We start from the raw sequence: 23,298 nt of genomic DNA, 5'->3' as shown, positions 1-23,298 counted from the left end.
CCATCTCGTTCATGGCAGAAGTCCTTCTCTCCGGAATCCAGAAACGCTTCGGCGCCGTGCAGGTCATCCACGGGCTGGACCTGCACATCCACGACGGCGAGTTCGTGGCGTTGGTGGGCCCCTCGGGCTGCGGAAAATCGACCTTGCTGCGCACGATCGCCGGGCTGGAGGCCGTCACGCACGGCCGCATCCGGATCGGCGGGCGCGACGTGACCGACCTCGATCCGAAGGACCGCGACATCGCGATGGTGTTCCAGAACTACGCGCTCTATCCGCACATGACAGTGGCGGCCAACATGGGTTTCTCGCTGGAGCACCGCGGGCGGCCGAAATCGGAGATCGCCGAGCGCGTGCGCTGGGCGGCCGACATCCTGGGGCTGGCGCAGTTGCTCGAGCGCTATCCGCGCCAGCTCTCCGGCGGCCAGCGCCAGCGTGTCGCCATGGGGCGCGCCATCGTGCGCGATCCGCAGGTGTTCCTGTTCGACGAGCCCCTGTCCAACCTGGATGCGAAGCTTCGCATCGTCATGCGCGGCGAGATCAAGGGCCTCCACCAGCGCCTCAAGACGACCACGGTCTATGTCACGCATGACCAGGTCGAAGCGATGACGATGGCGGACCGCATCGTGGTGCTCAATGCGGGCCGGGTCGAGCAGGTCGGCTCGCCGCTCGAACTCTTCGACCGTCCGGCCAATCAGTTCGTGGCGGGCTTCATCGGCTCGCCGGCGATGAACTTCATCCCCGGTCGCTGCATGTCGAAGGGCTTTGCAGCCGCAGGTGCTTTGTTGCCTCTCTCATCGGCTGCCACGCTCCTGCATGAGGGACGCGAGGCCGTCTGCGGCATCCGGCCCGAGCACTTCGAGATCTGTGCCGCGGGCGAAGGTACGCCAGCGCAAGTGCTGCTGGTCGAGCCACTGGGTTCCGAGACTCAACTCAGCCTGCGCCTGGGCGATACGCAGGTGATCGCCCTGTTCCACGATCGCCTGGCCATGGCGCCGGGAGATGTCATGCACCTGCGTCCGAAGACGGGCGCGGTGCATCTGTTCGACGCGGCAAGCGGCATGCGAATGGAAACCGGCGGGTGACCCCATCGTCTTCGACGGCAAAACAACTTCGCGCCAGTCTGCACTGGCCTCCGACCGGGACCATGTGCAAAATCGAGGCATGACTGAACCCGGTGAACTGTCCGACGAGGAACTGCTGGATCGCGCACACCAGCTTCGGCTGCTTGCGTTGCGCGGTCACCGCAATGCAAGAGGCGCGGCCCACCAGCATGAGGCCGAAGTGCGGCGGCGCTTCGGAACTCCATCGACAATGAGCGCTTCGCTCGAGTCGACGCCAGCCCGTCGGCGGCCGTTCTGGCGCTTTTGGTGATGAGGAGCGCGCCGCTTCAGCCGTTCCCAGCCAGCAATGCCTCTTCGAACAGCACAAGAAGGTGGCGCGCGAACAAGTCCATGTTCGCCGCACGATCACCGCTGCCGGTCTCGATGGTCCTGCTCTGCGTGGTCGCGCCAACGACGGCGACGCACACGTGTCCCGGCGCATCGCCATAGGGACTGCCCGAGGGGCCAGCCGCGCCGCTTTCACTGATGCCCCATGACGCGCGATGACTGTCACGCATCTTGCCTGCGACCATGACAGCGTAGGGCTCGGTTTCTGCGCGAATGCCCGCGACGTCGGCCGTCGTGAGACCGAGCAGCGCCTTGCCCGCACGCCTTGAGTAGACGACCGCGCCACCAAGGAAGAAGCGTGACGCGCCCGGTATGGCAAGCAGTGCGGCCGAAACAAGCCCGCCGGCCGACGATTCCACGACCGCAATCGTTTCCTTGCGCTCTATCAATATGGCGGCGACACGTTGCGCGAGGTCCGCGAGCGACGGAAGGTTGGAGTTTTCAGAGGTGACCATTTTTTGAGGGAGCACGGCTCAGTTCCAGGGCTGCATCGCCTTGGCGAAGTCGACGAAGGCGCGCAGCGGCGCTGGCAGGTGCCGGCGGCCGGAGAAGTAGAGAAAGGGTCCGGAGAAGCTCGGCCACCAAGGTTCGAGCACGGGCTCCAGTTCGCCGCGTTCGATGTAGGGACGCAGCCAGTCCTCGAACAGGTAGACGATCCCGCTGCCAGCCACGGCGGCGTCTACCGCGAGGTCGGTGGTCGCACCAATGCCGACGATCAACGGTCCCTTGGGATCAACCTTGATCAACTCGCCGCCGCGTTCGAACTCCCACGCGTTCATCGCCCCGCTCGCGAAGCGCCCGCGCAGGCAGGCGTGTTCCAGCAGCTCGCGCGGGTGCACAGGGCGGCCACAGCGATCGAGGTAGGCCGGCGACGCGGCGGTCGCGAAGCGCTGCACACGAGGGCCGATGGGAACGGCAACCATGTCCTGCTCGAGCCGCTCCTCATAGCGAATGCCCGCATCGCAGCCTTCGGCCAGCACATCGACGAAACGATCTTCCGCGACCACCTCGAGGCATATGTCGGGGTATTTTGCGAGGAAGGGCGGCACGATCCGTGGAAGGACGAGTCGCGCGGCGCTCACCGGCACATTGAGCCGCAGGCGACCGGCCGGTCGGTCGCGGAAGCCGTTCATCACGTCCAGCGCCGAGCGCACTTCACCGAGCGCTGGCGCCAGCCGCTCCAGAAGGCGCGCTCCGGCGTCCGTCGGCGCGACGCTGCGCGTGGTGCGATGAAGCAGGCGGACACCCAACCGGGTCTCGAGCCGACGGACAGCGTCACTCATGCGCGATGCACTGGTGCCAGCCACACGCGCTGCGCCGCGGAATCCGCCCTCACGGGCAACCGCCAGAAAGGCGGTGAGGTCTGCCAGATCATCCATCGACTGTCCTGATTTCCGCACGGCCTGTGCAGATTGCACTGGATTGTCGCGCAGTGCTTGCAGTTCTAGATTCGTGGCATCCCATCCATCGAAGGACTGTTCCATGACCGACATTCATCTCGCAGGCACCTACCGCCTTGGCTCCCGCACCGTCAACCGTCTGGGCTACGGTGCCATGCAACTCGCCGGCCCCGGTGTCTTCGGCCCACCCAAGGACGAGAAAGCCGCGCTCGCAGTACTGCGGGAGGCCATCGCCCAGGGCGTCAACCATCTCGACACCAGCGACTTCTATGGGCCGCACATCACCAACCAGCTGATTCGCGAGGCGCTGCATCCCTATCGCGACGACCTGGTCATCGTCACGAAGGTCGGCGCTTGCCGCGGCAACGACGGATCGTGGAACCCGGCCTTCTCCGCCGCGGACCTGGAACGCGCCGTGCACGACAACCTGCGCAACCTCGGTCTGGACGTGCTCGAGGTCGTGAACCTGCGCGCCATGTTCGATGTCCACGGCCCGGCCGAGGGATCGATCGAGGCGCCCCTGAGTGCGCTGGCCGAACTGCAGCACCGCGGACTGATCCGGCACATCGGCCTGAGCAACGTCACGCCCGCCCAGATAGGGCAGGGCCGCACGATCACCCGGATCGTCTGCGTGCAGAACCACTACAACCTCGCACACCGCGACGATGACGCCTTGATCGACCAGCTCGCCGCCAGCGACATGGCCTATGTGCCCTACTTCCCGCTGGGTGGCTTCACACCACTGCAGTCGAGCGCCCTGAGCGATGTGGCCGCACGACTCGGCGCGACGCCGATGCAGGTCGCCCTCGCGTGGCTCCTGCGCCGCTCGCCGAACGTGCTGCTCATTCCGGGCACGTCATCGATCGCGCATCTCAAGGAGAACCTCGCGGCTGCAACGCTCACCCTGGCCGCCGAAGATCTGGACGCCTTGGACCGCCTTGCATAGCGCAATCCCCCACGAAATCACGCGAATCCGTCGCGTCGAACTATCCTTCGACTCCCACCTTGTCGAGAGAAGTCCGATGTCCGACTCCGATTTCGAAAAACAACTGCAAAGCTGGCGCCACCACCTGCACCGCCATCCCGAGATGGGCTTCGACGAGAAGCGCACGGCGGACTACATCGCGCGGGTGCTGGGGTTGCTGGGGCTCGAAGTGCATCGCGGCATCGGGGGGACCGGCGTCGTCGGCAATCTCAGCGTGGGTGATGGCGGAGGGGTGATTGGCCTGCGCGCCGACATGGATGCGCTCGCCATAGCGGAAGCCGCCGAAGGCCGGGCGCACGCCTCGCTCCATGCGGGCTGCATGCATGCCTGCGGACATGACGGCCACATGGCCATGTTGCTGGGTGCTGCGCAACTGCTTGCGCAACGGCGGGATTTCTCGGGAACTGTCCGTTTCATCTTCCAGCCCGCCGAAGAGCACGGCCGAGGCGCGGCAGCGATGATGGCCGACGGCCTGTTCGAGCGCTTCCCCGTCGACGAGATCTACGGCGCGCACAACATCCCGGGCATGCCCACCGGCCACATCGCGACGCGCGTCGGCGGCCTGATGGCGAGCGAAGACAACTTCGTGATCCGCATCAAGGGCCGCGGCGGCCATGCAGCGAGACCGCAGATGGCGATCGATCCGTTGGTGATCGGCGCCGAGATCGTCCTCGCATTGCAGACGGTCGTCTCGCGTTCATTGGAGCCCGGTCAGCCGGCCGTCATCTCCTGCACCGAGTTCATCACCGACGGCATTCGCAATGCGATCCCGACGCACGTGATGATCAAGGGCGACACGCGCAGCTATTCACTCGAAGTCCAGGCCCTGCTGGAGCGGCGCATGCGCGAGATCTGCGATGGCATTTGCGGCGCGCACGGCGCGTCTTGCGAGGTCGAGTACACGCACGAGTTCGCGCCGACCATCAACTGGCCCCAATGCGTGCCTGTGGCGATCGCGGCGGCCACGGCCGTCGTCGGCGCCGACAAGGTCGATGCACAGGTGCCGCCGATGATGATTTCCGAAGACTTCGGCGCCTTCCTTCGCGCGGTGCCGGGCGCCTTCGTCTTCATCGGCAATGGCGACGGCGACAGCGCCGGCGCCATCCCGCTGCACAACGCACGCTACGACTTCAACGACGCACTGCTGCCTATCGGCGCCCGCTACTTCGCCGAGATCGCTCGCATCAAGCTTCCCCAAAGTGACAACTGACATGCTGTTCGCCAACCCGCAAGCCCGCCGCCAGCCCTACGACGACGCGCTGAAAGAGATCATGAACGCCGACCGCGCTCGCGAATGCCGGCGTTGGTTGTCGCCGTGGCATCAACTTCATCCGGGCGCGACGCCGCTTTGGAGCTTGCCGCGCCTCTCGCAGCGCATGTCGCTGGCGCAGATCGAGATCAAGGACGAATCGAAGCGATCGCCGCTCGGCAGCTTCAAGGTGCTGGGCGCGCCCGTCGCCCTGTTGCGATTGATCCTGCGACGACGGCCGGATCTCAAGCCCGACGATCTGCTGGCCGGTCGGCATGCCGATGCCTTGCGCGATCTCGTCGTCATCAGCGCGACCGACGGCAACCACGGACGCGCACTCGCTGCCGCGGCACAGAGCGTCGGATGCCGGTGCGTGATCGTGCTGCATGCGCATGTCAGCCCCGAACGGGAAGCACCGATCGCGGCCCTGGGTGCGGAGATCGTGCGCATCGCAGGCAACTACGACGAATCGGTGCAGGAAGCCGCGCGACTCGCGGCGCGCAACGGGTGGACCGTCGTGTCCGACACTTCGTACGAAGGCTATGAAGACATCCCTCGCGACGTGATGCAGGGTTATGGGGTGATCGCCGACGAACTGCTCGACGATGCGCCGGCCGGCCCCGCCAGCCCGTTCACGCATGTATTCCTGCAAGGCGGGGTCGGCGGATTGGCAGCCGGCATGGTTGCCCCGTTGTGGGAGCGCTATGGCGCCGAGCGGCCCGTGTTCGTTGTCGTCGAGCCCGAGCAGGCCGACTGTCTGCTGCAGAGCGCGCGCAGCGGCCGCGCCGATCGCGCCACCGGCTCGGTGGACTCATTGATGGCCGGGCTGGCCTGTGGGGAGACATCGCCGCTGGCCTGGCGCTTCCTGCAGCCGACGGTGGATTTCTTCATGACCGTGACCGACGACCAGGCGGTGCAGGCGATGCGCGCGCTCGCCGAAGGCGTCGCCGGGGACGTGCCCGTTCTCGCTGGCGAATCCGGCGCGGCAGGGCTGGCCGGCCTGATGGCGGCGATGGCCGATCCGGATATGGCGCGTCGCATCGGGCTCGACGCGTCGTCCCGCGTGCTGCTGGTGAATACCGAAGGCGCGACCGCGCCGGCCGTGTATGCATCGGCCGCTGGGCAATCCGCCGACGCAGTGCTTGCCGCGCAAGCCGACTGGCTTTCACGCGAAGGCATTGCCGAAGCTGACCTCATGGCGCGCATCGAAGCGCACGCCCGCATCGGCGCGATCGACGGCGGCGGGGTCAGCCGCGTCGCACTGACTGATGCGGACAAGGCCGGGCGCGATCAACTCGTGCGCTGGATGAAGGATCTCGGCCTCGACGTGCGCATCGACGAGATCGGGAACATCTTCGGGATCCGGGCCGGCATCGACGACGCAGCGCCGGTGATGACCGGTTCGCACATCGACACCGTTGCCACCGGCGGCCGATACGACGGCATCTACGGCGTGATGGCGGGCCTCGAAGTCATGCGATGGCTCGATCGTCACGGCGTGACGACCAGGCGCCCGCTGGTCGTCGCGGCTTTCACCAACGAGGAAGGCGTTCGCTTCATGCCAGACATGATGGGCTCGCTGGTCCATGCGGGCGGCTATCCCTTGCAGCAGGCCCTGGACACGAAGGGTACGGACGGCGCGCGACTCGGCGACGAGCTGCGACGCATCGGCTACGCCGGCGACATGCCTTGCGGCACGCTGAGGCCGCACGCCTTCGTGGAGTTGCACATCGAGCAAGGTCCCGTGCTCGAAGCCGAGGGTTTCGCGATTGGCGCCGTGCAGGATCTGCAGGGCATCTCATGGCAGGAGATCACGATCATCGGCCAATCGAACCATGCAGGCACGACACCGATGCGCATGCGCCGCGATGCCGGGTACTGCGCGGCGGCGATCGCGGTCTTCGTGCGCGAGTTGGCGGAGCGCTACGGCGGCGGCCAGGTGAGCACGGTCGGGGCGATCGAGCTGCATCCAAACCTGATCAACGTCATCGCATCGCGCGCGACGCTGACCGTCGACATGCGCAACACGGACGAGCCGACGCTGCAACGCGCGGAGCGGGAACTCGGGGAATTCATTGCGCGACTGGCGCGCGAGCAAGGTGTCGATATCAAATCCAGAACGCTGGCTCGCTTCGACCCCGTGGTGTTCGATCAGCGGCTTGTGCGCCGCGTCGAGGAGGCCACCGCATCACGCTGCCTGTCGCAGCGACGGATGACCTCGGGTGCCGGACACGACGCGCAGATGATGGCGCGCATCTGCCCGGCAGCAATGATCTTCGTGCCCAGCCAAGGCGGGATCAGCCACAACCCGCGCGAGTTCACGCGGGCGTCCGAACTCCGCAACGGCGCGAACGTCCTGCTGGACGTCCTGCGCGCGCTGGCGAACGAGTGACGATGTGAGCGCCTTGGCGCGGTGCGTCAGGGCTTCTGCTTTTCCGGCGCGTCGGCGTTACCGCCGCGGGCAAGTTCGCCTGCCTTGTTGGCTTCGCGTGCGGCGGCACGGCGCTTGGCATTTGCAGCCTTTCGGTCGGCCCTCGACACCTTCGGCGCCGCCGTCGGCTCGCTCTGTCCTTCTCCGATCTGCGGGCCACGTGCGGCTTCCTGGCCCGTCGTCTTGCGCTCGGCGCGACCGGCAGCTCGTGAGTCAGGCGTCTGCTTCGCCACCGGCGGTGCCTTGCCTTGTGCAGGATCTACTTCACCGCTGGACTGCGCAAAGGCCGACGTCGCGACCAGCTGGATCAGGGCAAAGCTTGCAGGCAGGAGAATCTTTCTCATTTGGACTTTCTTGAAGTTGGACAAACCCACCGCGTGGGCATGGGCATATTGCCAACTCTCGCTGTCCGTGTCCACCAATCCGGCCTGCGCTGCGTGGTGTCCTGCCCACGATCACGTCATTGCGACGCGCCCATGCGCGCGCTTCCTAGTGGGCGGCGCGGACCTTCAAGGTGGTGAAGTTCAAGAAATCGGTAGGCGCAAAATTCGACTCGGGTGCTTCCCGCTTGCGGGACTTGAGCACCGGTTGCGCGAAGTCCATGAAGTCGGTGGGCGCGAAGCCGATGTCGCGCGACACGGGCGCCTGCACCTGACGCTTCCTCGACTTCTCGCGCAGGCGGGCCAGGTCGGCCCGGACTTCTTCGAGCGTGCGCATCGGCTTCGTGGGTGCGACCTCTTGCACCTCTTGCCTCGGCGCCTCGACGGGTTGCCTGGTCACGGCAACAGGCGCGGCAGGTACAACCGGTGCAGCGGGCACCACAGGCGAAACAACGGGCGGCTCGACCCTGTGGGTTCGTGTCGGCGCCGTCGAAACTCTGCGTCGTACCGCGGCTCGCGGGGCCGGCCGCATCGGCACGGGCTTCGTGAGCACAGCCCACAGGCCATGGAGGATTCGATGGAACGTACCGAGAGAGTGGGATGCTTCCATGACACAGTTGGGCCAAATAAGGATTGGCGCGATTGTGTGACCGAGGCGACTGAAGCCAAATGGCCTACAACGCATCGCAACTGGTGAACTGCGCAAAATTCCACGCAGTTCGAACTTAGGTGTTCAGCGCTCCTCCTGGCATGCGCCGCGCGCTTTCTTCAGGGTGCCGATGGGGCAGCTGCCTTCAGATACGGCATCGGATCGACCGCATGTCCCCCGCGCCGAAGCTCGAAGTGCAGCCTGGTGACGTTCGAATCCGTGTTTCCCATTTCGGCGATCTGCTGGCCGGCCTGCACTTGCTGGTTCTCCCGCACAAGAATCTTGCGGTTGTGCGCATAGGCCGTCATCAGGTCGTTGTCATGCTTCACCATGACCAGATTGCCGTAGCCCCTCAGCGACGAGCCCACAAAGACCACACGTCCCTTTGCCGCCGCCACGACGGGGTCGCCAGGATTCCCGCGAATGTCGATGCCCTTGTTGGTGCCACCGTTGTATCGCCCACTGACCTGGCCTGAGGCGGGCCACAGGAACGTCCCTGCCGCGGTGCCGGGCGCCGGCGAAGCCGCTACCTTGGGTGCAATGGACGAGCCTGACTTGCCGGCAGCCGCTGAGCGCGTCTTGCCCTTGCCCTTTGCTTGACGTTTCGCCTGGCGCTGCGCCGGTGGCTTCGACGCCGCGAACTTGGGTGAAGCGGCGCTGGATGAAGAAGATGCAGAGTCAGCGCGCGCAGCCGTCGTCGAAGACGCAGCGCGTGGACGCGAACTCTCCTTGGGCGATGTGCCGCATGCGACGACGAGTGCGCAAAGAATCGCGCCGATCCCGAAACGGATACCCGAAACCAAGCTTGTACGTGTGAAGACTCCTGCCACCTGACTCCTAACCCCCCCGTTCGATGCGGCCAGCGGCCCGGACCCAGTAGAAGTCCTTGCCCGGCCGGGCGGGGCCAACCCGCAGCACGTGCCGACGGGTGGACTGGATCTCGTCTTCCGCCCCGCAGTAGAGCGGCAGCCCTTTCGCCGTCGTGCGGTGCGCGTCCAGCAACTCTCGCAATGGCACGCGGATGCTTTCGATCCCCTTCGACGACGACCGCACCGTCACGAATTCTCGCGACACGATCAGTTTGCTGGGCGCCTGGAACTCGACGGTCTCCATCAGCCGCCGAGTCTTCCAGATGGCCTCGACGGCCGGCGCCATCATCACCGAGTCGGGTGTCGAATAGCCTGGAAGATGCGCGCTGTTGGCCGCGGCGAGACAGGCGAGCAGGTGCGGCGTGAGCTCGATGCTGACGGAGCCGGAATCCACGGCGGCCGAGGCTTGTATTTCGATGATTGCGGTTCGGGCAAAGTGGCGCACGCTTTCCGCGATGGCGGCGCGCGCGCGCCGACGTCGGGCCCTGACATGTGCGTAGGCCGCCAGTCCCGCGACCGGCGAAGCGGCCGCGAAGACTTTGATCGCGAAGAGATCGTCCCCGGTGAATATCACCACCGCGTCCTCGGGCAACGAAGGTGGCGGCGCGCCGTGAAGAGAGAGTCGGTCATCGGAAGTGGTTCGTTCGCAAGTCGTTCCAGCGGTGACGCTTTGCGGAACGCATGTTACCTGCGAACCGCTGTTTCACAGGATAGACGCGCGCGTCGTGAGGGAAAGACTGGATCAGCTCCCGGCCACCCAGCGCTTCCACCAAGGGCGACGCGGGGCCGGTGGCTCTTCGGCGAGCTGTTGCATCAAGCTCGTCCTGACGCGCCGGCGCAATTCGACTTCCAACGCGTGCGCGACGCCGTAGGCCGATTTGTCTCCACGCGAGGCGCGAGCGCGCCACTCCATTGCATAGGCTACCAGCGCCTCCTCGTCGAGGCTGGCGAGTTCTTCATTGGAGGGGATGGCGGACATGGAACGATGGTCGCGAAAAGCAGGCTGCAATGGCGAGAATCTACACGAGGTCGGCACGTCAGGCCTTCCTTCTGTTGCGCAGCGCCATCGCGAAAGAAAGCTGCGCCACCACGCCCGAGGCCGCGAGCACCAGTGCCGACGACAGCGCGGGGTTGGACCCGATGCCGGCCAGCATGGTGCAGAACGCGCCGACCGCCATCTGCGTGAAGCCATACAGCCCCGACGCCGAACCGATGACCTGCGGGTCGACACTGATCGCCTGCGTCAGAGCCGCGGGCGAAGCACTGCCCACGCCGACGGTGAAGAGAAACATGGTCCCGATGATCAGCGGCACCGACAGGTGGTCCGACAAGACCGCCGCAAGGAACGCAAACGCGGCCAGCACGCTCACGGCATTGGCGCGGATCAGAAGACGATCGAGACTGACCTTTGCGATGAGACGACTCGTCAACGCACTGCCGAGCCACATGCCGGACACCAGGAAGGCGATGTAGATGCCTGATTCGTGCACTGAGCGATGCAGCTGATTCACGAAGATGAACGGCGCAGAGGCGATGAACGCATACATGGACGTCGTGGCGCAGCCTCCTCCCACCGAAAAGCCGAGGAAGGCCCGCGAACCCAGCAGGCGGCGATAGTTGCGCGCAAGCACCGAGACGCCACTGCCTGAAGACGGCGTACCCGTTTCCGGCAGCATGCGCCATGCGAAGAACAGGCACACGACGCCCAAACCGGTGAGCGCAAGGAAGACGGAACGCCAACCCCATGTCGTCGCCAATGCACCACCCGCGATCGGTGCAAGGCTCGGGCCCGCGGTGATCATCAGGTTCATCAATGCGAGCCGCCGCGCGGCCTCGGACGGCGCCGCCGTGTCGCGAACGATCGTCCGGCCCAGCACGAGTCCGGCACAGCCGCCGAGTGCCTGGAAGAGGCGCGCCGCAATCAGGACGTGAACCTGCGGCGCCAAGGCCGCGACAAGACCGGCCACCGTGTAGAGCGCAAGGCCACCCATCAATACCGGCCGACGCCCCAGCCAGTCAGCCAGCGGCCCGTAGAACAGTTGCCCGGTGGCAAGGCCGAGGATGTAGAGGCTGACCGTGCTCTGCATCGCCGCGATGCCCGTGCCCAGGTCTGCGGCGGCGCTCGGCAACGCGGGCACGAAGATATGCATGCCCAGCGTGCCGCTGAAGGTCGCCAGCGCGAGGAGCCAGAGCGGCGCGTGAACCGGGCGTGATGCATTGGGACTCGACATCACCAGCCCCCGCCCAATGCAAGGAACAGCGCGACCTGTTTGTCGGCCAGTTGCGCATCGGATGCGGCAAGCGCCGACTCGCTGGTTGCGAGCACACGCTCGGCATCCAGCGCCTCGAGATAGCCGGTCTTGCCATTGCGATAGAGCTGCCGCGCCTGTGTCGCGACGATGGCGCTCTGTTCGCGCGCGGCTTCCAGCGCGGCGCTGCGGTCGAGTTCGCGGGCATACGCGCTGAGCGCCGTTTCGGTTTCGCGCAGCGCCGTGAGCACGGTGCCGTCGAACTTCGCGAGTGCTGCGCGCGTGTCGGCATCGGCCTTCGCGATACGGGCTTGCGCTATGCCGTTGACGGGCAGCGACCATGAGATCAGCGGACCCAGGCTCCAGTTGATCGTGTCGCCATGGCCAAAGCCGCTGGTCGGCCCGGCGGATGCAGCAGCCAGGCCGAGCGTGACCTTCGGATAGAGGTCTGCGGTGGCCACGCCGATGTTCGCGGTGGCTTGCGCCAGACTGCGCTCCGCTTGTCGGATGTCTGGCCGTCGACGCAAGAGCGCGGCGCCGTCGCCAACTGGAATGGTGCCTGCCACGCGCGGTGGCTCGGTGCAGGCGGCGACGTCGGCCGGGAAGTCGCGCGGCATCGATCCCGTGAGCGTCGCGAGTCGAAAAAGCGCGCTGTCATGCTCTGCCTGTAGCGGCGGCAGCGCGGACTTCAGTTGTTCCAGTTGGGCGCGCGCACGCGCTTCGTCGATGGCGGCGACTCGCCCTGCACTGTGCAATCGTTCAGAAACATCGACTGCCTCCGCCTGCAACTGAACCGACTTCTGCGCGACCTGCAGGCGCAGGCCCAGCGCGCAGGACTGCGCATAGGCACGCGCTGTACCGGCGGCCACGTTCACTCTCACGAGGTCGCGACCGGCCTCCGCGACGCCAGTGCCGGCCTCGGCCGCTTCGATGGACCGTCGAATCTGGCCGAACAGATCGAGTTGATAGGACAGCGCAAAGCCGGCGTTGTAGAGAAACTCGTTCGGCGGTACGTAGCCCGGCTGCAAATACGACAGGCCCGACTCGTGTCCGAACACCGGCGCGCCTTCGAATGCGACGCCTGGCTTTTTCGCGCCAGCGACCTCCGCCTCGTTGGCGCGTGCTCGTTCGAGGTTCGCGGCTGCCTGCCGCAAGTCCGTGTTGTGGGCCAGCGCCTGCGCGACGAGTCGATCGAGCACGGGGTCCTCGTAGAGCCGCCACCAGTCAGACGGCAATGGTTCGGACGAGAAGGGATGGCTTGAAGCCTTGGCGGTGGCGTGCCCAGCCGCTTCGACGCCGGCAAAGGGCCGCGCGGCCGAGGGCTGGCTCGCAAGCGCTTCATCGGGCTGTCGGTAGTCGGGGCCGACCGGCGCGGTACCGCAGGCCGCGAGGCCCATCGCAGCGAGCAACGAAATCAGCCGCAACGCAAGATGACGATTCGGGTTCATCCTTCGTGCGCCTCACCGTTGGCCGCGTGCGTGCTTCCAGTGGTCTTCTCGACCACCTGCACCGTCACCGTCTGGCCCGCGATCAAACGAGCGCCTTCGGGCAACGCGTCGAGACGAACGCGCACGGGAATCCGTTGCGCCAGCCGCACCCAGTTGAAGGTCGGGTTCACGCTCGGAAGCAGGTTGGTGCCGGTGCTGCGGTCGCGTTCCGCGATGCCGGCGGCCACGCTTTCGACCGTGCCGCCCAGGACGGCGCCGCCGCCCATCTGTGTCACGCGCACGCGGTCGCCTGTATGGATGCGAGGCAACTTGGTCTCTTCGAAATAGCCTTCGACGTAGAACGAGTCACCGTCCACCAACGCCAATGCCGGCCGTCCCGCCGTTGCGTAGCTGCCTTGCCTCAGATCGAGGTTGGTGACGAGCCCCCCGGCTGGCGCCCGCACCTGCGCACGCTCGAGGTTCAGCGCCGCCGCATCGACCGCCACCGTGGCCTGCGCCACTGCGGCCTGTGCCTGGTCGAGACGTGCGCGCGTCTGCTCGCGTACTTCCTGCGAGACCAGCGTCTCGAGTCCCGTGTTCCGCGCGTCCTCGCGTCGCGCTTGGCCGAGCGTGACGCGCTGTGCGGCCAGTACGGCTTGGGCCTGACGGAGTGCGAGTTCGAAGCGCGCCCGATCGACCTCGAACAACAGCGCACCCTTGGCGATCGGCTGGTTGTCGTGGATGGGCACCGCCGTGACCAGGCCCGAGACGTCGGGGGCGATCTGGACGACGTTGGCGCGCACGCGGCCATCGCGGGTCCATGGCGCCATTTCGTAGTGGTCCCAGAGCCGGAACGCGGCCCATACAGCAGCCGCCACGACCAACACGGTAACCAGGATTCGGGACAACTGCATCGCCCATGCGATGCCTGTGGAATGGTTCTTCATCTTTGACTCATTGAAGCAGGGAGGTAGCGCGGTGAATGCCGTAGAGCAGCAACACATAGAGCGCCATGTCGAACAAGGCGGGGTGCCAGACCCGGCGATAGAAGCCCGTGGCGGCCAATGCGCGTCGCACGACCCACAGCGCGGGCAACGCAAGCAGGGCCAGCAGCATCAACCATGGAAAGTAGAGACCGTAGAAAGTTGCCTCGCCGATCATGGGGCGGCTCCTTCGGGAAGACTGAGCGCCGGCGGCGCCTTGGGAAAGAGATTGCGGCGAAGCCCCACCAGGGCCGTCACCGCCGAACGCCATTCGTCGATCGGTGCCGGAAAGCGCAGCGCTCGCTCCAGCGCCAGGTCGATCTTCGGCAGAAGGCTCGGCAACGCCTCGGCCTTGCGCCCGATGCCACGTGATGCAAAGAAGCGCGCGATGTCCGCCAGCAGTTCGGATACGGCCGGCAGCGGAAGCGCAGCGCGCGTCCGCTGCAGCGATGCGATGTCGACGCCGACGCGCAGATCGCGCAGCGCGTCGTTGGCAGGCACGCCTTCGATGGCGCCGCCTGCTTCGGACAGTCGCGGTGCCAGCAGGCCGATGCGGTCGAGCATGCGCGATACCTCGGCCTGTGCCCGATCGGGTGCCCGCGGCGCGGCCGCCATCGCGCCTAGTTCGCGCCATGTCGCTCGCTGGATGCGGCGCGCGCTCCAGTCGGCACCCACGGACCGCACCAGCCGCGTCACGCGTGCAGCCACGACGATGCCGACCACCTGCGCCAGGGTGCTGTTGATGAAGGTCACGATGTCGGCAGAACCCGTGTCGTGCAGCGCCATCGTTCCGGCCACACCGGTCAACAGCATCGCCATCGCGGCCATGAAGTGGCTCGGACGTCCGAGGTAGAGACCCAGCACGAAGAAGGTCGGCGCGCAGATCAGGACGAGCATGCCGAAGTCCTGCGCCAGCGGCAGCAACACCAGCACGTAGACGGCGGACAGCGGCACGGACCAGAGGGTCCATTTCAGGAAGGTATGGATCGCCGGCACCGGATCGTCCATCGTCGCGAAGAAGCTGCAGAAGACCGCGGCCATCATGGTCGCCGCGGAGCCCGAGGGCCAGCCCGTGAGAATCCAGATCGCGCTGCACAGGCAGATCGATATGACTGCGGCCAGCGCCGACAGCAGGGCCATGCCGTGATCGCGATGCAGTGCCCGGCTGTCCAGCGCGGATGTCCCCCGCGACGGGATCGCGGCGCCCGTCAATCCGTGGTCGATGTCGCGCCGCAATTGGTCGCACGCGTGCCAGCCATCGACGAGTTCTTCAAGACGCGCTGCCAGTGCGATTCGCAGCGCGCCATTCCAGCCGACAGCCATCTCGGGCGGCGGGTTGGTCAGGCGCTGGATGTCGTCTCGCAAGGCTTTCATCTCGATGGCGTCACCCGCGTCTTGCGCCTCGCGCGGGTGTTCGAGCCATGCGCCAACGCGCGCCAGCAATGCGGTCACCTCGGATGGCAGAGCGCCCTCCGCCTCTTCCAGCGCCTGCAGCAGTTGTTCGACAGCGGACAGCGTGGGCGTGAGCGCCACGACACGGTCCTGCATGCCCCTGATGGCGCCCGCTGTCCAGCGCAGGTGCGTGGTGTCGAAAGGAACGTGCGTGGACAGCAGCCGCAACTGCGTGATGTCGCCCGCCAGCCGGCGGCGATCGTCGGCGATCGCGCGCGAATCCGGTGCGATGAGCTTGCGGTGCGGCGCCAGCAGGTCGGCCATCCACTGCCTGGCGTCGCGCAGCGTGCGGTCGAGAAGGCCCAGCACGCTCGGCGCCAATCCGCTCGGAAGAATCACGCTGTGAACCAGGGTCGCGCAGAGGATGCCGATCCATATCTCTTCCACGCGGACCGTGGCGACGTCGAACAATGTCTGCGGCGTCTCGACGGAGGGAAACCCGATCAACGCCGCCGTGTACCCCGCGAGCATGAACACGTACGAACGCGGCGTGCGATCGAGCAGCGAAACATACAGGCAGAACCCCACCCAGAGGGCCAGCGCGAGCGTGAGCAGCTCCGGCGCGTTCGACAGGGCCGGAACCATCACCAATGTGACCGAGCTGCCGACGAGCGTTCCCAGGAAGCGGTAGATCGCCTTCGACCTCACGGCACCGGCGAGCGGATTCGCGACGATGTAGGCCGTCATCAGCGACCAGAACGGCCGCGGCAGTCCGACACGGCTTGCGCAGTACATGGCAAGCATGGCCGCGGCAAGGCTCTTGAGGGAGAAGATGACTTCCGCGCGCGAAAAGCGCGGAAGCGAGGGCAGGTTCATCGCGCTACTCCGCCGTCCCGCCCGCGTTGCCCGGCGCCCCGGGAAGCACGCAGCCAAGGCGCTCTTCCAGCGTCGCGAAGACGCGCAGACAAGCGGCCACGTCGTCGTCCGGAACGCCTTCGAACAGGTCGGCGCGCAATCGATGCAAGCTTTCCTCGATCTGCGCCTGCGCGGCCGCGCCAGTGGGTGTCAGGTGCAGCGTCTTGGCCCGCCGGTCGCTCGGATCTTCGCGGCGCTGGAGCAGACCGGCCGCCACAAGCTGGTCCACCGAACGGACCAGCGAAGGTCCTTCGATGCCCAGCAGATCGGCAATGGCGCCCTGCCGCACGCCGCTTCCCTGACGGCCGACCATCACGAGCGGCCACGCCATCGCCTGCGAGACCCCAACGTGCGCGACCGCCTTGTCGGCGGTCGCGCGGTACGCCCGCTGCAGGACAGACAACAGGATGGTCAGCGCCATGAGCGCTGATTCGCGCTCCTTGCCTGCGGTGGGCGTGGTGGTGGTGGTCATTTCTTCGCTCAATTAGATAGCTTGCTAACCATTATAGAAAATAAAGGGAAAACCCTAGCACCGGCTTAGGATGGTGCGTTTGGCGGGATGATGTGGAAACGAATGGTTGCCAAAATCGATGTCCCTGCACCACCTGCTCGCTAACTACGGGTATGTCGCCGTGTTGGCGGGCAGCCTGCTTGAGGGTGAGACCATCCTGATCCTGGCGGGCTTCGCCGCGCACCAGGGTCACCTGTCGCTGCCGTGGGTCATCGCCGTGGCCTTCTTCGGCGGAACCCTGGGCGACCAGATCTTCTTCTTCCTCGGTTGGCGCTACGGCGAAGCGCTGTTGAGGCGCGTGCCACGCATGGCGTCCAACGCAGAGCGAATCAACCGGTTGTTGATGCGGCACCATGCGTGGCTGATCGTCGGCGTGCGCTTCATGTATGGGGTGCGGATCGTCGGCCCGGTGGTGATCGGGATGAGCGATGTTTCGGCCCGGCGCTTCCTGTTTTTCAACCTGATCGGCGCGGCGATCTGGGCAGTCGCCGTGACCGGGGCGGGCTACCTGTTCGGCCACACGTTGAAATGGCTTCTCGCGGATGTGGAGCGTTACGAGGTGATCGCCCTGGTGGTCATCGTCACGCTGGCTGCGCTGGTGGCCCTGGCGCATCGCTGGCGGACCCGCAGGAAGTTGCCTCCTCACCGCTAGCCTCAATACTCGTCACTTAAGAATCCGAATCGTCGGCGTTGTCACGTTGAGGGTCMGTGGTCGCAACGTCCCCTGCCGATGTTGCGACCACGGACCCTCAACGTGACAACGCCCCATGACCATGACGATGACGACGCGCGAAGCAGACGGCTCAACACGACCCTTCAACCAACGCGGGCCCGCCATTCCATTGATGTCGCTTCTCTGGATTGCCGAGACGCTGGCACTGATAGCTAGTGGTAGTCGTCCTCACGCTGGTGCCGGATCGCTGCGACCACGACCTCCTTCTCGCTGACGATTCGAAACAACGCTACATATCCCGACGCCCCGAAAGGAATGACCAATTCTCGCTCGAGCCGGTCATCGTCGGCGATGCGGCAGGTGAACGGATTCGTCTCGAGGATTCGGAGTTCCGTGCGGATCGATGCCACTGCGCGACGCGGCAGATCGAAGTCCCCGTGTTGCAGCACCGATTCAATGAGAAAGTCCTCGAGACGCATCAGATCCTCAAGGGCCTCATGCGTCAGGGAGACGGTGTATGTCACGAACGAGCGGCTGTGCCGCGCTTTCCTCGCGCAAGTTGCGCCATCCGCGCATCAAGGCGCGCCTGCATTGCATCGAGCGCATCCTTCGCGGAGTAGTACTGACCACTCTTCTTTGCCCGCTCCAAGGATTCGCGGCCACGCTTGAGGAAATCCTGCTGCGATCTGCGCCGCTGAGCGGCTTGCACAGCCGCATTCTCCACAAACTGCGAAAGAGTTTCGCCCTGGCGTAGCACGCTTTCGATCTCTTTGCGCACGGCTGGTTCTACACGAACGGGCGGCAGCTGGGCAGTTTTCATGCATCGATTGTAGAGCAAATGCTATGCGATCGGCTCAAGTTCCTGCGGCTCGCTGTGCGACACTGGGCGAAGCCTTTCCGCATCTCAAGATTGGCGTCGTCCAGCCAGTGTGGCCGCAGGCCGAAGAGCGCACCTCCCGGTACCGTGCGGATCGGACCGTTTCCAGAAAGCTCAGATAGTTGGCTGAACTTGCACTGCGGTTTTCAATCCTCTATGCAAGTTCGAAAATCGACGCCTGCTCCCGCCACAATCTCCGTTCTGCCCCCTGAACACTCATGCAACCAAAGATTTTCTCCATCCTCCCGCTCGTCTTCGCGATCGCCACGGGCGCTCTGGTTCCCAACTCGGCGTCTTTCGCGGCCTCCCACGCCGCCAAGCATGCAACCCCTAAGAAGCCCACGGCCGATGCGCCTGCCCCGGCGCCAGTAGCCGGACAGACCGCTGTTGCCGGCGGGCCCCCAGCGCTCCCCGCCAAGGCATGGCTGTTGATGGACTTCGACTCTGGCGAGGTACTCGGCTCTGCCAACCCCGACGAACCGCTGCCGCCAGCGTCGCTGACCAAGATGATGACCAGCTTCCTTGTCGAACAGGCACTTCGCTCGGGCAAGCTCAAGAAAGACGATCTTGTCTCGGTCAGTCAGAACGCTTGGTGCCGTGGCTCGAGCACTGAGTCATGCATGTACCTGCCGCTAAACAGCCAGGCCACGGTGATCGACATCCTGCGCGGCATCATCATCCAATCGGGTAACGACGCGTCCAAGGCGATCGCCGAGCATCTGGCAGGCTCCGAAGAGGGCTTTGCCAAGCTCATGAATGCCGAAGCCCAGCGCCTCGGGATGACGCACACGCATTTCGTGAATGCGACGGGCCTGCCCGACCCGGAGCACAAGGCGTCTGCGCGCGACCTCGCGATCCTGGCGCGAGCGATCATCCGCGACAGTTCCGACTATTACCCGATCTACGCGGAGCGCGAGTTCAAGTACAACGGCATCAAGCAGGGAAATCGCAATGCCCTGCTCTACACCGATCCAACAGTTGACGGACTGAAGACGGGCCACACCCAGGAGGCGGGCTACTGTCTCGTCACTTCGTCCAAGCGCAACGGAATGCGCCTGATCACGGTGATCCTCAACACCAATAGCGCGCAGGCGCGTGCCGACGAGACGCGCCAGCTACTCGGGTGGGGCTTCGGCAACTTCGAGAAGGCCACGCCCATTCAGCCGAACACGGTAGTGACGACGGCCAAGGTCAACTTTGGCAAGGCCGACACTGTGGCCGCGGCTCTGGGGTCGCCATGGACGGTGACGGTGCCGCGTGGTCAGCAAGTGCAGACCTCGGTGCAGGTCAAGCCTGATCTGGAGGCGCCGGTGGCCAAGGGTGCGGTGATCGGCAAGGTGGTCGCGAACTCGAACGGCAAGCCGGTCGGAGAAGCGCCACTGATCGCGCAGGCCGATGTGGAACGCGCGGGCTTGATGCTGCGCACGTGGCAGCACGTGGCCAAGTTGTTTGGCAAATGAACGACGGCGACGCACGACGTGCCGTGATCTCGCGTGCCGCCACGTCGCGTTGATCAGGTGCTAGAAAATGTGGATCGGGGCAGACATACTTCAGAACGGCATTGTCACGTTGGCGATGACGGGTTGCAAAGCTGGCAAAGGACTGATGGCTCAGAAGGCGGCGGACGGATTTTGGGCACTGCCTGTGAACAGGCGCCATGCTTCGAATCGCGCGGCCAGATGTTTACGATAGAGCGAGGCGCGCAGCAGATGGCGCTTGATCGCAAAGTGCTGGCGGATGGGCCCGAAGCTTGAGAGAAAGCCTGGGTGCGCTCAGGCAGGCGGAAGCCATTGGCAAGCTGCGCGATCTCGGCCTTTGCGGCCGGATAGCTGCGCGGTTGATCGGTGACGATCTTGCGGGGAGCCTCCGGGCAGGCGGCGAGCACGCGCTTGAAAAGGCGTTTCGCTGCGAGCTTGTCGCGGCGCTCCTGCAGAAGAATATCGAGCTCGGCGCCATGCTGATCGACGGCGCGCCACAGCAAGTAGGGCTCGCCGCGCAGCGTCACGAACATCTCGTCCAGGTGCCAGGTCAAACCCGGCTTGCGGCGTGCGCCCTTGACGCGATGCGCGAAGCTCGCGCCGAACTTGTCGCACCAGCGCCGGATCGTCTCGTAGCTGACGACAACACCGCGCTCGAACAAGCAGCTCTTCGATGTCGCGCAGGCTCAGTTGAAATCGAAAGTACCAGCGCACCGCCTGGCTGATCACACCGCAGGAACCGATGACCGTGATACAGCGACTTCTTCTTTTGCATCCAGCAAGCTTATGCCATCGCCAACGTGACAATGCCTGCGTCTCTGTTGCGGGTGCGTGCCGACATCAAAACCCTATTCGATGTGCGCTCCCGTCGCCTTCACCATGACCCCGGCCGCCTCGTAGTCACTCTTCAGCATCTTGTTCAGCTCGCCGACGCCCATGCTGCCCGGCTCCATGCCCAAGCGCGAAAGCCTCTCCTGGACGGCGGTCTCCGCCAGCACTTTCTCCATGGAATCGTGGATCCGGTTCACTTCGGCGCGCGGCATGCTGGCGGGCGCCAGGATGGCGAACCAGGTGTCGTACTTGAAGCCGGAGAATCCGGATTCAGCGACCGTCGGCAACTCCGGCAGGAAGCGCGAGCGTTTGGCACCGGTGTAGGCGAGCAGCTTGATCCGAGGATCATTGCCAAAACCGGTCAGGGCCACCGTCGCTGCCATCGTGCCCTGTGCCCGACCGGACAGCACCTCGTTCACCGCTTCGCCCGTGGCCTTCATCGGGATGTGCTGCATCTGGGCGCCTGTCGTCGACAGGAAATGCGCCATGCCCAGATGCGTCGCGCCGCCGTTGCCTGCGGAAGCGTAGTTGAGCTCGCCAGGCTTGCTCTTGATCAGCTTGACGAAGTCCGTCAATGATCCGACGCCGAGATTGCCAGGTGCCGCAATAACGAAGCCCGAGTTGCCGACATAGCTCACGCCGGTGAAATCCTTGATCGGATCGTAGCCGGGGTTCTTGTAGAGATAGCTGGCGAAGTTGTGGCTCGCGGCTGTCATCAGCAGGGTGTTGTTGTCGGTGGCTCGGGCCACAGCGGTCGTGCCGATGCTGCCGCCCGCGCCCGGCCGGTTCTCCACGATGACAGTGGCGCCGAGCGCCTTCCCCAATTCAGTGCTGACGCTACGCGCAACCACGTCCAGCGAGGCACCACTGCCGTAAGGCACCACCAGCTTGATCACGCGCTCGGCGTGGGCGGCGCCGGCCGCGCCGGCAGACAGCAGCAGCATCAGCGCTGCGCGTCGGACGTTGAAGGCCATTGTTTTCATGCTTGTCTCCATTGATCGATCGATGCCTTACTTGGAAACAATCCGGTCTATCGCAGTTTCCAGTCGCCGATCGGATTCGTCCAGACGCCTCCGGATGGCCACCGTTGCCGCGACATCCTGCTCGACGCGCGCACGCGCACGGTCGATGTCTTCCTGCACGCGTTCAGGCGCTGGGCCGCCGGTCAGCTGGCGGGCCTTGACGCATTCCATCGGCGTGAGTGCTTTTTGAATCGTGGCCTCGGAAAGACCCAAGGGCTTTCCCATGTACTCGATCGAGGCCTCGTCCACCAGCACGCTGGTCACCCCAGCCTGGGTCAGTCCCTTATCGATGCCGATGCGCACCAGGATCGCAGTGATCTGGTGCGCAGTGCGGAACGGCAAGCCCTTCTCCAGAACCATCATGTCGGCCAGGTCGGTGGCGCAGATCCAGTTCATGGTGGTTGCATTGGCCAGCATGCGGTCCTTCTTGATCTGCAGGCTGGAGAGCACGCCCGTCATGATCTCGGTGGCTTCCAGCACGTCGTCCAGCGTTCCGCCCAATTGGCGCACGTAGCCCATGCAGACATCGTGCATTTCATAGAGGTACGAGGCCAAGTGACCGTAGGTACGGGCCGCCGCGCCGCGCACCCACATCAAGGTGTACGGATTCTTTTTCTGCGGCATGATGCTGCTCGTGCCGCAATACCGGTCGGCCAGTTCCACATACGAGAACTCGGTGGTGGACCAGAGGTACAGCTCCGAAGCGATGCCCGAGACATTCATCATCAACAGCGACGGCACCGTGTAGGCCTCGGCGGGCACGCCCAGCCAGCCGTCGAAGCCCAGCACGGCATAACGCGTGTTGGTGATGGTGGAGTCGAAGCCGAGCAACTCCGCCGTGCGTTCGCGGTTGATGGGATAGCGCGAGCCGGTCATGATCGCTGCACCGGCGGGACTTCGATTCACCCGGTCGTACAGCTGGGAGAGGCGCTCGAAGTCATTCTCGAGCGCCAGTTCCCACGACATCACGTAATGCGCGAAGGTGGTGGGCTGCGCATGTTGCGACCAGGTCGAGGCCGGCATCACAGTGTCGATGTGGTCCTCCGCCATCTTCACCAACTGTTTTCTGAGCGCGATCGACGCGTCCATCACCTTCAGGATGAATTCGCGGATGAAGATCCGGCTGGTGACGGCCATGAAGTCGCCCGAGCTGCGACCCGCGTGAATGCGGCCGCCGACTTCCTCCCCCAGCTGCGTGATCAGCCAGGCCTCGCCGGAATGCTCCCCGGCCGTGGTTTCCGCGCGCACGGTCTCGACTCCCATCTCTTCCATCCGGCGCAGCGCCTGAAGCATGGCGGACGCATCGGCGTTCGTCAGGAAGCCCTGCTCGGCCAGCATCACCAAGTGGGCCTTGTCGAAACGGTGGTAGATCTTGAATTCGCGCATCTGTTGCGCCGGATCGCCCAGCTTGGTGCGGTATTGCACCTCCTCCGCGTCCTCGGTCAGGCGGGCGCCTGCCTTGCGATAGGGCTCGCCCTTGGCGACCTTGCCGTAAATGCTTTGCTCGTCCATCAGTTGGTTCTCCTTGA

Annotated in this window: 24 protein-coding genes and 2 pseudogenes; 8 read left to right on the top strand and 18 right to left on the bottom strand. The window is 65.2% G+C overall.

Annotation, left to right across the window (positions count from 1 at the left end):
• Positions 1–11: 11 nt before the first annotated feature.
• A complete protein-coding gene (locus AC1DN9_RS01605) occupies positions 12–1,082 on the top strand; it encodes an ABC transporter ATP-binding protein (protein WP_478096626.1) in 1,071 nt (356 codons plus the stop codon).
• A gap of 79 nt (positions 1,083–1,161) precedes the next feature.
• On the top strand, positions 1,162–1,371 hold the full coding sequence (locus AC1DN9_RS01600; RefSeq protein ID WP_478096624.1) for a hypothetical protein: 210 nt from the start codon (positions 1,162–1,164) through the stop codon (positions 1,369–1,371).
• Positions 1,372–1,387: 16 nt separating this feature from the next.
• On the opposite strand, the gene AC1DN9_RS01595 is transcribed toward AC1DN9_RS01600, so the two are convergent.
• Complete coding sequence (locus AC1DN9_RS01595; protein ID WP_478096622.1) at positions 1,388–1,903, bottom strand: CinA family protein; 516 nt, start codon at positions 1,901–1,903, stop codon at positions 1,388–1,390.
• A gap of 18 nt (positions 1,904–1,921) precedes the next feature.
• Positions 1,922–2,827, bottom strand: coding sequence for a LysR family transcriptional regulator (locus AC1DN9_RS01590; protein WP_478096620.1), 906 nt, complete (start codon positions 2,825–2,827; stop codon positions 1,922–1,924).
• Between the two features lie 103 nt (positions 2,828–2,930).
• Between AC1DN9_RS01590 and AC1DN9_RS01585 the strand changes: the two genes are divergently transcribed.
• The 4 genes and pseudogenes from AC1DN9_RS01585 (at position 2,931) to AC1DN9_RS01570 (ending at position 7,474) form a co-directional block, all read left to right on the top strand.
• Positions 2,931–3,794: an aldo/keto reductase family oxidoreductase gene (locus tag AC1DN9_RS01585; RefSeq protein WP_478096618.1), complete on the top strand. Its 864-nt coding sequence runs from the start codon at positions 2,931–2,933 to the stop codon at positions 3,792–3,794.
• A 76-nt stretch (positions 3,795–3,870) separates the two neighbouring features.
• Positions 3,871–5,043, top strand: a complete 1,173-nt coding sequence (locus tag AC1DN9_RS01580) for a M20 aminoacylase family protein (RefSeq protein WP_478096616.1) — start codon at positions 3,871–3,873, stop codon at positions 5,041–5,043.
• A 1-nt stretch (position 5,044) separates the two neighbouring features.
• Positions 5,045–6,253: pseudogene (locus AC1DN9_RS01575) on the top strand (diaminopropionate ammonia-lyase); the annotation flags it as partial.
• Positions 6,254–6,277: 24 nt separating this feature from the next.
• Positions 6,278–7,474, top strand: a complete 1,197-nt coding sequence (locus AC1DN9_RS01570; protein WP_478096818.1) for a M20 family metallo-hydrolase — start codon at positions 6,278–6,280, stop codon at positions 7,472–7,474.
• A 26-nt stretch (positions 7,475–7,500) separates the two neighbouring features.
• Here AC1DN9_RS01570 and AC1DN9_RS01565 read toward each other — a convergent pair whose 3' ends face one another.
• The 11 genes from AC1DN9_RS01565 to AC1DN9_RS01515 all read right to left on the bottom strand — a co-directional run bounded on the left by AC1DN9_RS01565 (position 7,501) and on the right by AC1DN9_RS01515 (position 16,849).
• Positions 7,501–7,857: a hypothetical protein gene (locus tag AC1DN9_RS01565; protein ID WP_478096614.1), complete on the bottom strand. Its 357-nt coding sequence runs from the start codon at positions 7,855–7,857 to the stop codon at positions 7,501–7,503.
• 145 nt (positions 7,858–8,002) lie between these two features.
• On the bottom strand, positions 8,003–8,293 hold the full coding sequence (locus AC1DN9_RS01560) for a hypothetical protein (RefSeq protein WP_478096612.1): 291 nt from the start codon (positions 8,291–8,293) through the stop codon (positions 8,003–8,005).
• A gap of 368 nt (positions 8,294–8,661) precedes the next feature.
• Complete coding sequence (locus AC1DN9_RS01555) at positions 8,662–9,345, bottom strand: murein hydrolase activator EnvC family protein (protein WP_478096610.1); 684 nt, start codon at positions 9,343–9,345, stop codon at positions 8,662–8,664.
• A gap of 34 nt (positions 9,346–9,379) precedes the next feature.
• Complete coding sequence (locus tag AC1DN9_RS01550; protein ID WP_478096608.1) at positions 9,380–10,003, bottom strand: hypothetical protein; 624 nt, start codon at positions 10,001–10,003, stop codon at positions 9,380–9,382.
• Between the two features lie 150 nt (positions 10,004–10,153).
• Positions 10,154–10,390, bottom strand: coding sequence for a hypothetical protein (locus tag AC1DN9_RS01545; protein WP_478096606.1), 237 nt, complete (start codon positions 10,388–10,390; stop codon positions 10,154–10,156).
• 58 nt (positions 10,391–10,448) lie between these two features.
• Complete coding sequence (locus AC1DN9_RS01540) at positions 10,449–11,642, bottom strand: multidrug effflux MFS transporter (RefSeq protein WP_478096604.1); 1,194 nt, start codon at positions 11,640–11,642, stop codon at positions 10,449–10,451.
• On the bottom strand, positions 11,642–13,108 hold the full coding sequence (locus tag AC1DN9_RS01535; RefSeq protein ID WP_478096602.1) for a TolC family protein: 1,467 nt from the start codon (positions 13,106–13,108) through the stop codon (positions 11,642–11,644). Before AC1DN9_RS01535 ends, AC1DN9_RS01540 begins: the two co-directional genes overlap by 1 nt.
• A complete protein-coding gene (locus tag AC1DN9_RS01530) occupies positions 13,105–14,034 on the bottom strand; it encodes an efflux RND transporter periplasmic adaptor subunit (RefSeq protein ID WP_478096600.1) in 930 nt (309 codons plus the stop codon). Before AC1DN9_RS01530 ends, AC1DN9_RS01535 begins: the two co-directional genes overlap by 4 nt.
• 7 nt (positions 14,035–14,041) lie before the next feature.
• The gene (locus tag AC1DN9_RS01525; RefSeq protein WP_478096598.1) at positions 14,042–14,248 is read right to left on the bottom strand and encodes a DUF1656 domain-containing protein; all 207 of its coding nucleotides are present in this window, start codon (positions 14,246–14,248) and stop codon (positions 14,042–14,044) included.
• Positions 14,245–16,338, bottom strand: coding sequence for an FUSC family protein (locus AC1DN9_RS01520; protein ID WP_478096596.1), 2,094 nt, complete (start codon positions 16,336–16,338; stop codon positions 14,245–14,247). The genes AC1DN9_RS01525 and AC1DN9_RS01520 overlap by 4 nt, the downstream gene beginning before the upstream one ends.
• 4 nt (positions 16,339–16,342) lie before the next feature.
• On the bottom strand, positions 16,343–16,849 hold the full coding sequence (locus AC1DN9_RS01515) for a MarR family winged helix-turn-helix transcriptional regulator (protein WP_478096594.1): 507 nt from the start codon (positions 16,847–16,849) through the stop codon (positions 16,343–16,345).
• 118 nt (positions 16,850–16,967) lie between these two features.
• Here AC1DN9_RS01515 and AC1DN9_RS01510 point away from each other — a divergent pair, with 118 nt between their 5' ends.
• Positions 16,968–17,540 carry a DedA family protein gene (locus tag AC1DN9_RS01510; protein WP_478096592.1) on the top strand — a complete coding sequence of 191 codons (573 nt, stop codon included), beginning with the start codon at positions 16,968–16,970 and terminating at the stop codon, positions 17,538–17,540.
• Positions 17,541–17,773: 233 nt separating this feature from the next.
• Here the strand turns inward: AC1DN9_RS01510 and AC1DN9_RS01505 are convergent, their stop codons facing one another.
• Together AC1DN9_RS01505 and AC1DN9_RS01500 are read right to left on the bottom strand one after the other, a co-directional pair.
• The gene (locus AC1DN9_RS01505) at positions 17,774–18,085 is read right to left on the bottom strand and encodes a type II toxin-antitoxin system RelE/ParE family toxin (protein WP_478096590.1); all 312 of its coding nucleotides are present in this window, start codon (positions 18,083–18,085) and stop codon (positions 17,774–17,776) included.
• Positions 18,082–18,381, bottom strand: a complete 300-nt coding sequence (locus AC1DN9_RS01500; RefSeq protein WP_478096588.1) for a YlcI/YnfO family protein — start codon at positions 18,379–18,381, stop codon at positions 18,082–18,084. Before AC1DN9_RS01500 ends, AC1DN9_RS01505 begins: the two co-directional genes overlap by 4 nt.
• Before the next feature lie 275 nt (positions 18,382–18,656).
• Here AC1DN9_RS01500 and AC1DN9_RS01495 point away from each other — a divergent pair, with 275 nt between their 5' ends.
• Positions 18,657–19,898, top strand: coding sequence for a D-alanyl-D-alanine carboxypeptidase family protein (locus AC1DN9_RS01495; protein WP_478096586.1), 1,242 nt, complete (start codon positions 18,657–18,659; stop codon positions 19,896–19,898).
• Between the two features lie 150 nt (positions 19,899–20,048).
• Here the strand turns inward: AC1DN9_RS01495 and AC1DN9_RS01490 are convergent.
• The 3 genes and pseudogenes from AC1DN9_RS01490 to argH all read right to left on the bottom strand — a co-directional run bounded on the left by AC1DN9_RS01490 (position 20,049) and on the right by argH (position 23,281).
• Positions 20,049–20,691, bottom strand: a pseudogene (locus AC1DN9_RS01490) (IS6 family transposase).
• Positions 20,692–20,764: 73 nt separating this feature from the next.
• Complete coding sequence (locus tag AC1DN9_RS01485; protein WP_478096585.1) at positions 20,765–21,730, bottom strand: tripartite tricarboxylate transporter substrate-binding protein; 966 nt, start codon at positions 21,728–21,730, stop codon at positions 20,765–20,767.
• Between the two features lie 27 nt (positions 21,731–21,757).
• A complete protein-coding gene (gene argH, locus AC1DN9_RS01480; RefSeq protein WP_478096583.1) occupies positions 21,758–23,281 on the bottom strand; it encodes an argininosuccinate lyase in 1,524 nt (507 codons plus the stop codon).
• Positions 23,282–23,298: the final 17 nt, after the last annotated feature.

The organism is Variovorax sp. 05L425 (assembly GCF_056397705.1).
Note: the sequence above shows the minus strand (reverse complement) of the source record. Positions and strands in the feature narration are given on the sequence as shown.